This is a genomic window from Hallella bergensis DSM 17361, assembly GCF_000160535.1.
In the GTDB taxonomy this organism is placed as follows: Bacteria; Bacteroidota; Bacteroidia; order Bacteroidales; family Bacteroidaceae; genus Prevotella; species Prevotella bergensis.
This window is the reverse complement of record NZ_GG704781.1, coordinates 90,853-105,878: the sequence shown is the minus strand read 5'-3', so window position 1 is coordinate 105,878 and position 15,026 is coordinate 90,853. Positions and strand designations below refer to the sequence as shown.

General features: G+C 48.5%; 11 protein-coding genes. All 11 read right to left on the bottom strand.

Features of this window, described 5'->3' with window-relative positions:
* Positions 1–149: 149 nt before the first annotated feature.
* The 11 genes from HMPREF0645_RS14195 to HMPREF0645_RS04365 all read right to left on the bottom strand — a co-directional run bounded on the left by HMPREF0645_RS14195 (position 150) and on the right by HMPREF0645_RS04365 (position 14,908).
* The gene (locus tag HMPREF0645_RS14195) at positions 150–548 is read right to left on the bottom strand and encodes a hypothetical protein (RefSeq protein WP_245544001.1); all 399 of its coding nucleotides are present in this window, start codon (positions 546–548) and stop codon (positions 150–152) included.
* Positions 496–1,185, bottom strand: coding sequence for a transposase (locus HMPREF0645_RS04410; RefSeq protein ID WP_007173680.1), 690 nt, complete (start codon positions 1,183–1,185; stop codon positions 496–498). Before HMPREF0645_RS04410 ends, HMPREF0645_RS14195 begins: the two co-directional genes overlap by 53 nt.
* Positions 1,186–1,344: 159 nt before the next feature.
* The gene (locus HMPREF0645_RS04405; RefSeq protein ID WP_007173679.1) at positions 1,345–1,662 is read right to left on the bottom strand and encodes a hypothetical protein; all 318 of its coding nucleotides are present in this window, start codon (positions 1,660–1,662) and stop codon (positions 1,345–1,347) included.
* Positions 1,663–1,993: 331 nt separating this feature from the next.
* Positions 1,994–2,338, bottom strand: coding sequence for an IS66 family insertion sequence element accessory protein TnpB (gene tnpB, locus HMPREF0645_RS04400; protein WP_044123298.1), 345 nt, complete (start codon positions 2,336–2,338; stop codon positions 1,994–1,996).
* A 76-nt stretch (positions 2,339–2,414) separates the two neighbouring features.
* The gene (locus HMPREF0645_RS04395) at positions 2,415–3,149 is read right to left on the bottom strand and encodes a M15 family metallopeptidase (protein ID WP_044123297.1); all 735 of its coding nucleotides are present in this window, start codon (positions 3,147–3,149) and stop codon (positions 2,415–2,417) included.
* Between the two features lie 609 nt (positions 3,150–3,758).
* Complete coding sequence (locus tag HMPREF0645_RS04390; RefSeq protein ID WP_007173675.1) at positions 3,759–6,953, bottom strand: pectinesterase family protein; 3,195 nt, start codon at positions 6,951–6,953, stop codon at positions 3,759–3,761.
* A gap of 40 nt (positions 6,954–6,993) precedes the next feature.
* The gene (locus HMPREF0645_RS04385) at positions 6,994–9,339 is read right to left on the bottom strand and encodes a hypothetical protein (protein ID WP_007173674.1); all 2,346 of its coding nucleotides are present in this window, start codon (positions 9,337–9,339) and stop codon (positions 6,994–6,996) included.
* A 105-nt stretch (positions 9,340–9,444) separates the two neighbouring features.
* Positions 9,445–10,077, bottom strand: coding sequence for a hypothetical protein (locus tag HMPREF0645_RS04380; protein ID WP_007173673.1), 633 nt, complete (start codon positions 10,075–10,077; stop codon positions 9,445–9,447).
* A gap of 180 nt (positions 10,078–10,257) precedes the next feature.
* Positions 10,258–11,235 carry a pectinesterase family protein gene (locus HMPREF0645_RS04375; RefSeq protein ID WP_007173672.1) on the bottom strand — a complete coding sequence of 326 codons (978 nt, stop codon included), beginning with the start codon at positions 11,233–11,235 and terminating at the stop codon, positions 10,258–10,260.
* A gap of 2 nt (positions 11,236–11,237) precedes the next feature.
* Entirely contained in the window at positions 11,238–13,517 is a 2,280-nt protein-coding gene (locus tag HMPREF0645_RS04370; protein ID WP_007173671.1) for a RelA/SpoT family protein, read from the bottom strand.
* Between the two features lie 38 nt (positions 13,518–13,555).
* Entirely contained in the window at positions 13,556–14,908 is a 1,353-nt protein-coding gene (locus HMPREF0645_RS04365; protein ID WP_245544014.1) for a lytic transglycosylase domain-containing protein, read from the bottom strand.
* Positions 14,909–15,026: the final 118 nt, after the last annotated feature.

The window sequence follows — 15,026 nt, the reverse complement described above, 5'->3', positions numbered from 1 at the left end:
CACACGCAACATCTCATCTTAAACATGCTAACTTTGAATTTTGAGGCAACTTAAATGCCTGTAAAGTTAGCGTTCATCGGTAAAGTAGCAATGTTTCAGCCTGCAAAATGAGCTATTGAGCAATTTGAACCGTCAATTTTATGCTGAAGCTACCTTGAATGGGCGAAACATGAGTAAATATCGAATGGAATGACACTTTTCAGCCTGCAAAATGAGCTATAGGTCTCATTTCGAAATGACAGCGCACCGATGATGAGTCCGTCCCATAGCCTGACGATGGAGATCTTGCTGCCGAACTCGTACTTCTTGCCCTCTTTTCCCTTGCTGACGCAAACTACGTCCGGCTCGTGAAGAGAATAAATCTTATGGCCATCCAACCGCTCGCCGTTGACAAACCTCATGCAGGTGTCAATCCGTTCCCGATAAGCGTTTTGATCAGGCAGCAAGCGAAGAAGCTCCCTGAGCAACCTGCCTGCAATGGTGCGCATCCGCTTGTCAGCCTTCCTGACTTTGGCCTTGCTGTTCTTCCTGCCCCTGAAACGTTGCACGAGCTTCAGTTCCTTTATCTCCCTGGCATAGCTCTGGCGGATCTTGAGGTTTTCCTTCTCCGCCACGCCGCAGCAAAAGTGTATCACCTTGTTCAGGAGTTTCGAGTCCGTGGGGAAGGTCACGTTCTTCTCCTGCACCGTCGTGTCGATGAATGCGGTCTGCTCCGCATCGAGCTTGCGTCCGCGGCCATCCTTGCCGTCTTTCCCCCATGGTCTTCTCTTTCCTCTGATCGTCGATTAAAAGATTGATGCGGATGCTCTCCTTGAGTATCAGCTCCATGCCGGATTCCCCGATGCGACGGCGGAACTCGACAAGCTCGGTGGGAACGCAGGGAGCGTCGGTGCGGAATGCCTCCATCCCGCAAAAATACTGGAAGTAGGCGTTCTCCGAGAACTGCTCCACGACACTCTCGTCTGAAACGTCACGAAGGTGTTTCAAGATGAGCAGACCCACCATCAGACGGATGGGCTTGGCCACACGGCCAGTGTCCTTGCTGTAAAGAGGGGCAAAAGACTGCTCAAACAGATTCCAATCAATCAGATTGGCTAACTTGTACAGGGAATTCTTGGGAGAGAGCATTGCCTCAAGATCCCAGAATAATGATGCCTGACGGACTTTGGATGGAGATTTATACATCGTTGATTTGCAATATTTTACTACACAAAAGTACAAAACTTTGTAGAAACATGCAAGTTTGAAAACGATTATTTTATTGATAACCAGATGGTTAAATACTTTTCAAGGGACGACTAACAAATATCCCTTATATGTCTGTCAGCATATAAGGGTTGTCTGTTATTTGAAGTTGGTGGGCAGTAGGTTGACGTGTTCCTCCTCCGTCATATCCGGCAGTGGTTTTGAGAGGAATTCTCTCATCCATTTGGAGGGTTGTAGCCCCGCCTGCCTGCAACAGGCCATGAAGGTATAGAAAATGGCATTGTTCTCCGCTCCCTCATTGTTGCCGCAGAACAGGTAGTTCTTCCCTCCCAGCGTGATGGGTCTGATGGCCTGCTCTTGCGACGGGAAGACTTCCTGCGCTGCCCGGCCTGCTGCTTTATCTCGTTGATGAGGGGCATGGCTTCCACCTGAGCCAGGGAACCTTCCTTGGCCCACTGCTCGTCAAAAAGCGTACCCCTCCAGTCGATTGCACTCTCTGGCAGGCGTTTCTCGCTGCGCCTGCCATATAGAGTGCGCTCAAGTTCAAGTATGCGATGGGACTTTCGTGCCAGTTCAGCATCCCTCTCCCTAAGTTCAGCTTCTTTATTTCTAAGTTCAGTATCTTTATTTCTAAGTTCAGCATCCCTCTGCTCAAGAAGTTCAACAATAACTTCCCGAGGTAAAAATGATAGCCAGAGGCCGCCGTGTTACGAGATGTATCCATCACATTATCAGTTCTTTATACAATGTAAAGGTACAAAGAATATCTGACACTGGCAAGAAAATACTAAGATTTATTGTATCTTTTTCTTCGGTAGCAATTCAGATTTATTCCTTCAATATAGAGCACCAATTCGTCCCATCGAAGTTCGTAAAACCCGGTACTTTCCCGCATGATTTTAGGACTCAGGCAGCCCTGTGCCATCTGCTTGTGATAGACAACAAAGCCACAGCGTTCCCAGTGCAACAACTTAATCCGGTTACGCGAGCGATTGTAGAAAACGTAGACAACACCATCAGAGGGATTGAAATTATTGCAGCGTACAAATTGGGATAGGCGAAGAATGCCCTGACGCATATCCACAGGAGCGCAGCAGACCCGGAAAACATTTGTTTCGTTGAGTACAAACATAAGTTTTTCGGACAAAGGTAGTAAAGCAGGAAGACCACACAAAGGCGGCTAATATTGGATTCTTACGAAGAAGAGATTACTTCTCAAAATGCTGGTAGTCTTTCACCGTGCGCCACGCGCCACCCCAACGGAAACCATGCTTCACAAACAGCTTATGGAGCAAATCGCCCCGCTCTATCTTGTAGGGGAACGATGCCGAGCGGTCGCAATATTTCAAGGCGTTTGAGGGCTGCACCGTCACCCGACCATTCGCACTCCGGCGATAGTAGGGATTATACAACGTATTGATATCCACCGCCATCCCTCGGGCATGGGCAGAGAGTTTCCTCGACCCCTTCACCGTGCGATAACAGAAACACGCGGAATTGTTGGCACGCATAGACCGTTCGTCCACCGCATCAAAATCATCGATCAGCCGGATACTCTCAATGGGATACCGGTTACGGAACAACTCCTTAAAAATCGACAACAAATCATCGGCTATCAATTTGTTGCATACCATCTCGCCCATCCTGATGTTCCCCTTGCCATCATCATGCAACACCTTTAAATAACGCAAACTGCTGCGTGGCACTGTACATCCAACCGGGTATGACTTACCTTGCATGCGCGCAAAAACTGCATCTGGAATGGGTTGTTGCACAAACCATTGCTCCAATCCGGTACGCTTCACCATTTCAACAGGCACCACCGTTCCCGACTTCCACTCTTTTGACAACTTCTGCACAGGCTGTGCCAAACATAGCCTCGGGAGGATCGCCATGGCAGCAAGCATGACCATGACTGCTATATTTTTTATCTTATTTCTCATCTTCTTTCTCTCCTCATGATATCGAAACCTATCACAAAGATATCTGTTTTTTCTCATTATCCCATCATGACCACAAATCTTTTGTCATGTTCCATTTCTTTGCAAAGAATGATAATGAAAAATTGTCGGTCATAAATCCTGACAAAGAAGCGTTCAAGACTGCCGTATTTGAAAACAAACCAAGCAACAACTTCAAATACTGAAATTTTAAACAACTTTTGCAACATGCTGACTCAAAGCATGTTACACCAAACATGGCTTTGTAGCGCAGTTTGACACGTTCGATTTGCCTGCGGTTAAGGCTTAGTGGCATTGCGATTTAGGCCTAACCCTGCAGCCACGAAGCAACAACGGCCGCACAAATGAGCCTGAACGGCACCCCGAAAAGATAGTAACCGGAATTCGTCCGTCATTTTTTGACAAAAAAATTCAGGAGAGACAGAAAAAACATGGCGTGTTTTTGTCCAGACCATCGTTTTTTCTATCTCTCCTGACTGTGAAGTTTTCATGACATCATCCAGCTTTCAGACTGAGGCTGACGTTGAAGTAGTGCAGACTCAAATGTCTGTCCATCGTCATGAATGACTAACCATTACGAAAATGGTCAGCCTATTTGACAACGACCTTGTCGGTAATGGTCGTACCATCAGAAAGATGACTGACGCGCAGATTTACACCTTGTTGAAGTCGAATCAGTTTCGTTCCATTCATGGAATAGTAACTGGTGGAAACAACCTTATCGGCCGAAATATCAGCAACAGCATTAACGACCGAAGCCTTAACGGGTTCACCAAAACCGCCCATGGGGTTGGCAGCGCGCACACTCCATGTATTGGTGTCGTCTGCACCGGCAAATGAGGGTTGAGTCACAATGGCTTGGAACACATTGTTCTTGAACACGGCATAAGCCGTTGCCCCCGTGACAGGCTCCCATGAAAGCGTTCCGTTGCTCACAGTCGCTTTGGCAGTGACAAGTTGGTCGGACAATGCACGAGGATCCCAGTCGGTGTACATCTTGTCGTAGGCGTAGGCAGCAGCTTTCGTTTCCGAGAGAACTGTTTCTAAGTTAACCGTGTAGGAAGAGATTTTATTGCTTGCCGGAGTAATGTCATCCCCGTTTTCGTTCTTGGTACCAAACTCACCAAACACCTTCGGGTCTTTGTTGTTCATGCCCCTTTCGATCCATCGTGTCCCTATGAGCGTGGCTTCGGCATTGGCATCCAAGGTAGTGTTGAGGAACACACAGATGGGTTCATTCTGCCATGTGCGACCGAAGTTCCAATCACCCTTGCCGTTGGCCAAGTCTACAATTTTGCAACCGTCGAACACGTAACCGAAGTTAGTGGTCGTGGTGGGAGCCGTAATGGTGCGTCCGCCGGTGCCATTTTGGTTGCGTGGTTCGAGTGATAGGGTGGTATTCTGGAAACGCACATCACCACCTCCACAGATGAAGTCTACCGTTCCATGCACATCACAATCGGCAAAATAACTCTGCATGGATGCGTTCTGGCTGTAATAGGTATCCTGATAAGACAACATTCGCACATTCTTATAGATGGTTCGGTTGCCACGATCCTGTATCACGGCCGCGCGCCCGGCAGCCCCTGAGCCATAGTAGTCAAGTGCATTTTTCAGCGTGAGATCTTGGAAATAGATGTTCTGTTTCTTGTTATAGAACATGTCTGCAGACCCCAATCCCTCAATAGTGAAATCAGGTGCGGTAACGATAATGGTGTTGTCCATGCTCTGTCCGATGATGGAGAGATTGTCTACGGGGAATTCTGTCTTCACCTTTTGACCCAAATCGTAGACCCCGTCGGGCAGGAATATTTTCACACGACTGCTTCCGTCTTCGTTGGCCTCGATGATGTCGAGAATGTTCAGGAAGCTGTTGCCATTGCCGGGCTCGGCCACATAGTAGCCGTCGCTGTTCTTGGCGATGTCACTTGTGCCCGTGTTAATGATGGTGAGGGCGTGGAGATAGACCTCGCCGTCGAACGAGAGGATGAGTTCGCCGGCCTTTCCGTTATATTTGAGGGTGGTTTTCTCACCGTCGTTTTCGGGCACGTCGATGGTGCCCAGCGTGTTGCCGCTGGCATCGGTGAGGGTCATGGGAGCCTTGTTGTATTTGCAAGCCTCGATGATGATAGTGGCATTGCCACCGACGAGCAGTTTCACCGACCCCGGTTTGAGGTAGAGACCATGCTGTGCCCCGTTGTAGCTGTAGGTCGACGTGGGTACGAAGGCCTCATGGTCTTCAACGTAGAAGTATTTGTTTTTCAGATCGTAGACATTGCGTTCGTTGGCCTCGTCACCTTCGATATCGGTCACGAGAGCATAGAGATTGAGTTCCTTGTCGGTCACAACAGTGGTGGCCTTGGCTTTCTCGTCGCTCCTTGGCTTAAACAGCCAGCCCCGGAACTTGCTGCCTTCGGGCACGGTCACGGTGCTGCCGTCGTTCAGCTTACCAAGGACAGCATCCTTCTCAACGGTCTGTGAAGCCACCTTGGTTGTGCCGTCTGCATCGTAATAGTTCACGGTGAAGTCGGGTTTCCACACAAAATGGATGGTGTATTGTGCGGTGGCGTCCTTGAACACAATCGGGATGATGACATCAGCAGCCGGTTTGTCGCCGTTGTCGGTACTGGGCACCGACTTGTATGAAATCTCACCGAGGGTGCCGTTTTGAGCCGTTGCCGTAATAGGATGGTCTGCATCAACCATCATTTCCGACTTGGATACTTCTACGGTGGTGAAGAAATTGCCATCCTCATCCTGATCAAACACGTCGGCAGCCTGATAGGTAGTTCCGTTGGCGGTGAACGTTGCCAATGCCGGAGCTTGACTCATGTCTACGTTTCCATAGATGTGTAGCGCGGTCATGTAAGCATTCTGAGCCTGATTGAAATTGTAGAACTTGAGCTCCACGTTCTCCCGATTCACCTCTACGGTAACATCTTCTCCCCTGGCATTACCGATGCTTTGATTATAGATCACCTCCCATTGGTCGGAACCTGCAGTACGTGCTGCCACGGCCCATCCGCGATTGCTACCCGTGGCAGTCTGGTGGAACACAATCTTCGTGACGTTGGCCAAAGCCGATGTCATGGCGTATGGTTCGTGGGCGCTCACCTCGTTGGTGTATTTCGCACTAATCATGTAGCCGGTAATGTCGGGGAACTTGTTGTTTGTTCCCTCGGGGTCAGCCCCTACTCCACAAAGTGTGAAAGTGAAGTCCTCGTGGCTGTACTTGGTGGAGAGATTGACAACTGTTGGCGTTTCATTGTTGGCTTTACGGTCAATGGCTTCCCAGTTGGTGAAGTCGGTCTCGTAGATTACTTTCTCCTGCAGGGGTGAAACATGTGTAACCTGAATTTTGTAGAGATAGGAACCACCTGTACCGACCACCTCTACATAGCCACTTGCGACTTCCTGCGTAGTGGCTTTGTGCCGCACGGTGTCGGCATCGGCAGCTGTTCCGTCAACAGTATAGTTGTGATAGCCGGGATAAGAGATGATAGACACATGGTCTCTGGTACTCTTAACAGGAATGCGGATAATGGTGTTTTTATTGAATTGGGCATCGGAGCCACGGGATTTCAATTTTCCTTTATTGGTGGCATCGACGGTGAGTTCTACTCCCTCTACGTCTGAGGCTACGGTGCCCGTGTTGCCTTCATAATGAACTGCACCAGCCGCCATGGACTTGAAATCCCAAGTTGCGGTCACATCTCCGGCTTTGGCAGCGATGGCTACCATGAGCAGGAGACACAACAGGGCGAATTGTTTTAGATTTGATTTCATGTTTAAAGATGTTTGTCAAATGTAAGTAGGTGAATGATATTTATTTTGAAAGGTATTTCTTGCCGTTGTAGATGATGATACCCTTGTAGGATTTGTCCACACGTTGGCCGGCAAGGTTGTAATAGGTGTTGGACTGCAAGCGGTTTGCATGGGTGTCGCTAATGCCGTTGGTTGTTCTTATCCTACCCTTGACGACGATGTTGGTAATGCCAAACTGCTTGTCGTTGGCCATGTCATACAAGTTGATGACCAGCCTGCCCGGCTCGTTGCTTGCGGCTACGCCGGTGACGGTTTGGATGTACGAGGTGTACCATCCTCCATCTACATTGTTACGGTTGGGCTTCAGCGCGCTGTCGAGTGTAGTGGTTGTGGAACCAGCTTCCCACGTCACGTTGAACAGTCCGTTGTCTGTTCCGATTCTGGAAATGGTGAAAGACACGCCGGTGGGTTGAAAAACGTAATTGCGGTTCGGTGTGACGGTAAACGTGAGCGCGTTGCTTTCGCCGGCTGCTGCCTGTTTCTCGTTTGGAACAAGTGTTGTTTCCACAACGCCGTTTACAGGTTTGGTGCTGACATGGGCGGCGTCGAAGTTGCTGCCAAGCGAAAGGGTTGTTGCCGCGATTCCGTCCTTGAGATTATCCGACAGTACAGCTGCGGCTGTCAGCGAAGACTGACCTGCGTTAAACGTCCACGTGATGGTACCCTCTTCGCCGGTTGCGGGCGTTTCAGGATCTGTGGTGCCTTCTTCTGTGAGCTTCACCATTCTGCCAGTGTAATATTCTATTCCATCGGCTTTGTTCACGGCGGGGTAGTATTCCTCTACGGGCGATTCGGCATCGGCATTGCCATTCTTCATAATCTCCTCCACTAAGGAGTTGGCAAAGACTTCGAGATTGGTGTAATAGCCTTTGGTGTCGAGCGAGTAGGCTATCGCATCGTTAGGGTTGCTGGGATCGAGCCCATTAGCTATCTCCCAAGCGTCGGGTATGCCGTCGTTGTCGGTGTCGTAACCGGCATCATGCTTACCGGTGGGAAAGTTTTTCTCGGTATATCCGTTGACGTCGGAAACGCGGTCGATGCGTCCTTTCGTTTTGGTCACCGACCCGGTGTAGGTTGATCTGCCATTCTTGGCTTCTTCCATGTAGCGGGCATCCACATCGTCGCGGAAAAAAGAGGCACCGCAATAACTCAAAATCTTCTCGTAGGCCGTTTCGGCACGATGAGTGGTTACAGTGCCGGCCGGTGCCTTAGCTTGATCAAGTTTGATTCTCACGCAGGGCTTTCCAGCTGCATTGCTGACATACTCTACCGCTGTTCCATAATAATGTGAGGGGTCGAGGGTGTAGCGTTCGCCGTTGATGAACTGGATGCCACTGTCGTAAGCCACCCCCTGCCAGTCGTAATTGGGTCCGTAGCCGTGTACATAATTGCCATTGATGTAATAGCGGCTGGTCATGCCCATGTACTTGTCATTGTCGGAAGAGGTGTTGGAATTGGCAATGGAAACCTGTGTTACACGATTCTTTTTGCTGGTTTCGGGTGTAGCTTTGTAATAGTTGTTCACCATATTAATATAGCCACCGCCGGGACCGCCATAACATCCACCTCCACCCCAGTCGAAGATGAGGCAGTTGCGGAAGTCCACATTTTCGGCCTGCAACGAGTTCTCCCATTGGTATTTGTCGTACTCTGTGTTTTGGGTGTAGCCCGCCCAGTCGTATCGTGCACCGTTGAAACGGGGTGCCCTGTTATTGACATGGGCAATCATGTTGTGATGGAAGCTGGCCAGTTTGCCACCCCAGATACCCCCGTAGCCATGCGCACCCTTGCCGTGTCCGGCATTGTTGAGACTCTCACCAACGGTGCACCATTGCATGGTGAAGTTATTGTTGTCGTAGAAAGAGGCCACCTCGTCGATGCTCCATGAGAAGGAACAGTGGTCGAGGATAATATTGGAAAGGCCGCGGTTCCAGATGGCATCAGCCCCATCGTTGACGTCTTTCTCCTCGCCTCGTCGCACTCGGATAAATCGAATGATATTGTTTGAGCCTGGCTTCACCGTGTAATACCTCAGCGTAATGCCGGGATAGGGTGCTGTTTGTCCTAATATTGTCGTGTTAGCACCGATGGATAGTTCTCGTGTCAGTGGGATGACACCGCCCACATCAAAAACAACGGTCTTCGGCAAGCTTCCGCTGACGGCAGCACGAAGTGAACCTGTGCCACTGTCTTTAAGATTCGTTACGTGTATGATTTTACCACCTCGGCCACCTGTGGTGTATCGCCCGTTGCCCTCTGCTCCGGGGAATGCCGGAGCGTTTGTTTGAGCCATAGCGCTGCCGCTGAGTGCAACGGCTGCAAGAGCCAATAGAATTTTTAATCGCATGATTTGTAGCTATTCGCTTGTTGAAGTGTTGTTTTAGTAGAGAAAGGGGGAGACGCCTGTATTCATACAGTATCACATCTCCCCAACCTTATAATTTTACAAAGATTATTTCTGCACGTATTTCTTGCCATTGGCAATGACTACACCCTTATAGTTTTTGCCAACGCGCTGTCCGGCAGGGTTGTAGGTATCGTTGTTCGCACTTTTGGCATCTAACTGATGAATGCCTGTAGACTCGGCAATGAACTCGACAGCATAGAAGTTAATGCTTCCATTGGGAAAGGTGATCACAATGTCGCCGGCTTCGACGCTGGCAGTCACATAGGGATGTACTTTTTTGACAGCTTCGGCCTCATCGAGCACTTTGTTCACAAGTTCCTTGTCATTCTGTGTCAGCACAATAGTACGTGTGTTATCAGTGCCCTTTCCTGTCCGGGCGGCAATCTTTACTGTACCCTTGGAAGGCACAGTGAGCGTGAGAAAGCGTTTTCCACTCGATTTGCCACCGCTTTTCAGACGGGATACGAATTGGGTATTCTCGTCTACGGTACCGAACTTCGCTTTGCTCAAATCGATTGTTGGCTTGCCGTCATTGGTCAGTACAAGCTTTACATCACCTGCAGTCCAGGCTTCGGGTAAATCGGCATTGGGCACAGCTACGTCTCCAAAGGTGATTACCTGTGCGTTGATTGCCATAGTCATAGCCATGGCTGTGATAAGAGTAAACAGTTTTTTCATAAGTTTTGTTTGATTAATTAGTAAATTATAGATAGTTTTTTCCGTAAACAACGGATATGCTGGCGTATTGTGATTTGTTCAGATAGTTATTGTGCAAATGTATTAAAAAAAACATTAATTCGATACTTTTCGAGAATAAAAAGTAAGAATTAATGCTTATAATATTGCAAATGTGTGATTTTAGCGTATGGGTAGCCAATCGGAGCTTATTTTAAACACCTTTTCAAGGGTAAGCTCTTTCATGTCTTTAGGCATGAGTTGGTGGCTCCACGACACCCGTCGATTGCTGTCGGCTCCCTCGCCCGAGTTGTTATATTCCTGATAGCGGGCGGTTTTCTCGTTTTCTTGGTTGCCCCAGTTATGCCATCCTTCTGGCCTGATATGCTTGCCGAGGTTGCAATTCATGAACAGCGTATGGGCATAAGGGCGCCAAGGACGACCCAAATATACCTTGTCGGCCTCGGGAGCAGCAATGAGGGTGCAATGGTTGAAGATGTAGCCGTAGGGCTGGTCGGCTGGTGTCGATGCAGCGGTGATGTAGCTGTTAACCTTGCTGAAGATGGTACAGTGTTCAAACCAAGCTGTACTTGGACCAAAGATGAAATCGGTTGTGCCTTCGATATAACAGTCCTTGAAGTAGAGGCGGGTACCGCCCACACCTGTGTAAACCGTGTCTTGATTGCCCAAGAAGCGGCAGTTGACGAACGTCAGCCTGTCGCCCTCTGTGTGAAGAGCCACGGCTTGCCCGAGTCTGGCGGCATTATTCTCGATCGTGATGTTCTTCACCATAATGTCACTACCCTGTATTTTCAACGTGTACGTGCGGAAAGTGCCCATAGGTTTGCCATTGTCCAACCGCTTGATGTTGGCATGATCGTCATAGGTAATGACGGTGTTATCGCGATCCTCACCACATATTTCGATGTTGGTGAGCCAGGACGGGATGATGAGTTTTTCCTTATAAGTTCCCTTTTTAACAAAAATAACCTTGTGGTATTCCATAAAAGCACGGCACACCTCGATGGCATCGTCGATGTTTCGAAACTCCGCCGTGCCGTCTCGTGCAACGAAAAGGGTATCTGGATTGTCGTACTTGTTGGCAGCCGGGAGTTGTAAAAAGGTTAAGTAGAAAAGTAATAGTAGTGTTGTTTGCTTCATATTTACATGATTTGTTGTACTTCTTGCAGGTCTGGTATCTTTTTGAGATTCTGCATGATGACCTTCACATCATCTCTGTCGTGCACCCGTATCTCCATTCTTCCTTCGAAAATTCCCTCAGCTGCGGAAAAACTTACGCGATGGATATTCACATTCATCTTGTTCGATATGACCTCTGCTACGTCGTGAAGCATTGACTTGCGGTCTATGCCGTTCACCTCAATGGTCGCGTCGAAGAAAAGCTCCTTATGCATATTCCACTTGGCATCGAGAATACGAGGGCCGAAACTCGACTTGATCTTGATGGCTACAGGACACGAGCGCTTATGAATCTCCACACGGTTTCTGCCGTTAATAAATCCCAATATATCATCTCCGGGAATAGGATGGCAGCAATTGGGGAAGAGATACATGTTGATTGTCTCTTCACTGATGATGCAAGGCTTCTTCCTATCAAAATCCTTTCCAACCACCAGTAAATCGTTATGGGTGGCTTGCTGTAATTCGTTGGGCTTCTCTTTTTTGTTGTTTCCAAAGAAAGGCACAAACTTTCGCCATCCCGACGATGCAGAATCCTTTCTCTTGCCATGGATTCCCTCCACGTCTTTTTCGCTGAGAATCACGGTTCGTTCGCCCAGCGCGAGAAGCAAAGCATCCTGATCCTGCACTTCATGCATTTCGCAAAGGCGGTTTAAAATGGAGGTAGAAAGTTCCAGTCCGTTTTTCTTCAGCCAGTCGTTCAGAATATCTTCTCCCTTCTTCTGAAGCTCTCTGCGGTTGCGTCGGAGGATGGCCTGTATCTTACTTTTGGCCTTGGCGGTTGATACAAAGTTTACCCACTCGGGGCGTACATGCTGTGATTTGGAGGCCAGCACCTCCACTTGATCACCACTTTGCAACCTATGACTCAGCGGAACAAGCTTGTGGTTTACTTTCGCTCCAATGCAATTCGTTCCCAAGTTGGTATGGATGCGAAACGCAAAGTCAAGCACTGTGCATCCTGCCGGCATGGTTTTTACCTCGCCTTTGGGCGTAAACACAAATATTTCAGATGAGAAAAGATTGAGTTTGATGGAGTCGAGGAAGTCCATGGCATCGGGCTGTGGATCGTCGAGAATTTCCTTGATGGTTCCCAACCAGTTGTTCAACTCTACATCGTCGTCCCTTGTTTCGCCCTCTTTATACTTCCAATGAGCGGCAAATCCCTGCTCAGCCAACTCGTTCATACGCTCCGATCGGATTTGCACCTCTATCCATTGGCCCTTATGCGACATCATTGTGGCATGAAGAGCCTGGTAGCCATTGGCTTTGGGATGGTTTACCCAGTCACGGAAACGATCCGGATGACTCTTGTAAATCTGGTTGAGGATGACATAAATATGGAAACACTCGTTAATCTCGTTGGCCCAATCCTGTGGTGTAAAAATAATCCTTACGGCCAGGATGTCATAAATCTCTTCAAACGTAACATGCTTGTTCTGCATCTTACTCCATATAGAATAGGGGCTTTTGACACGTGCCTTGATGTGATATTCTATACCAATCTTGTCCAATGCCTCACGTATCGGCTTGGTGAAATCATCAAACAGCTTTTGCCGTTGTTCCTGCGTGTACGTCAGTTTGTTTACGATACTGGCATATTCCTCGGGGTGTTCATATCTAAAACTAAGGTCTTCCAACTCCGTCTTGATCCGGTTGAGGCCCAACCGGTTGGCCAACGGGGCATAGATATAAAGCGTTTCTCCCGCTATTTTATATTGCTTATTGGGAGCCTGCGAGGCCAAGGTGCGCATGTTATGCAACCGGTCGCATATCTTGATGAGTATGACACGTATATCATCACTCATGGTGAGCAGCAGCTTCTTAAAGTTTTCTGCCTGTGCCGATGCGTGGTCACCAAAGATTCCTCCGCTGATTTTTGTTAATCCATCAACAATCTGGGATATCTTGTCACCAAAGATATTCTGTATATCCTCCACCGTATAATCGGTGTCCTCCACCACATCATGTAGCAGCGCGGAGCAGATACTTGTAGACCCCAACCCCATTTCCTCGCAAGCGATCTGTGCAACAGCAATGGGGTGAAGGATATAAGGTTCACCCGAAAGCCGTCGCACGCCTTTGTGAGCTTGCCGCGCAAAATTAAAGGCCTTGGTGATAATATCAACTTTTTTACGATGGTTCGAGTTCAGATAGGTATCCAACAAATGGTTGAAAGCAGCCATGATCATTTCCTCATCGGCCATTTCCCGGTCTGTATTCTTAAACTCTTGCTCGTCCATAATGGTAGATATGTAGTAGATTGATACTCCCTTGTCCGTTATCTTACTCTGATTTTCTTTCCAGCTCTGATGCTACTCCCCTTGATGCCATTCAGCCTGCGTAGTTTTTTAACGGTGGTACCGTTGCGGGCCGCAATCTCACTCAGGGTATCGCCCCTTCTTACCGTCACATGCTTGTTACTCCTCCTGTGCGTGCGTTTTCTGGTTGACACACGTGCATTGCGGCGACTTCCCCGCGCGCTGCTTCTCCTGACGGTGCTACTCCCCGTTCCTTTGATCTGTCCGTTAACATTGGAACTACCGTTTCCAACCATGGTTACCAGATTCCGATTCACCACGTATGTAGCATCGCCGTCGAGTTTCACCTCCCTGCGCTTGGTGAGATATTCTTCCTTATTATAATTGTAGATGGAGTCCTCATTGTCTATAAAAGCATTGAGCACGGTTTCCGGCATACGCAACGGTGATAGTTTAGAGTAGCCATTCACGATATTTCGACGGTATTGGGGATTCAATTCCTCCAACTGTCCAACATCGATGCCCGTCACATGAGCTATTTGTTCGAAGTGGACATCACGTCCCACCATCACCGTATCGGTCTTGGCGGGAAGCGTTGTTGTGAGTGGGCAGATGTTGTGCTCACAATAATAGTTCATGATATAATTCGCCGCAATGAATGCCGGAACATATCCTCGTGTCTCGCGTGGCAGATAGGGATAGATTTTCCAGTAGTCCCTTTCGCCGTTAGAGCGTCGTATGACTTTGTTTATCTTTTCCGGACCGCAGTTGTATGATGCGATAACCAAGTTCCAATCGCCGTATATTTTATACAAGTCGCTCAGGTAACGGGCGGCCGCATACGACGACTTCACAATATCCATTCGCTCGTCTACCAGAGAGTTCACCTCCAGTCCATATCGTTTTCCGGTAGCCAACATAAACTGCCACAGGCCTGTCGCACCCGCTTTCGACACAGCCTTGGGGTTGAGACCCGACTCAATGACAGGTAGGTATTTCAGTTCGAGGGGCAGCCCATAGCTTTCCAGAGCCTCTTCAAAGATAGGCACATAGAAATTTTGCGCGCCGAGCATGTAAGCCACGGAGCGGCGTAATTGCCCACTGTAGCGGTCGATAAAACTCTGTATGATGCTGTTGTAGGGCAGCTCGATAATCGTAGGAAGCTTGGCCAGACGTTCTTTGTACACCTCTTTGGCATACGTACGATTCTCGTCGGGCATGTTACAATCGGGATCAGGTTTAAGATATACCTTGGCATTATACAGACTCATTAAGCTGTCAAGTTCCTGAGTCATTGATTCTGGCAGGTCTATCTCCTCCTCTACCCCACTTTCGTTGGTTACAGTGACTGATGATTCGGTTTGCCCCTGCATGGTATACACACCACCAACTATTGTTATTGCAAGTAATATTCTTTTATAATTCATATTCTTTTATTTATTGCACCTGATTGATTGAAGGCTGGGTTGGCCTATTCACCTTAACCGACCA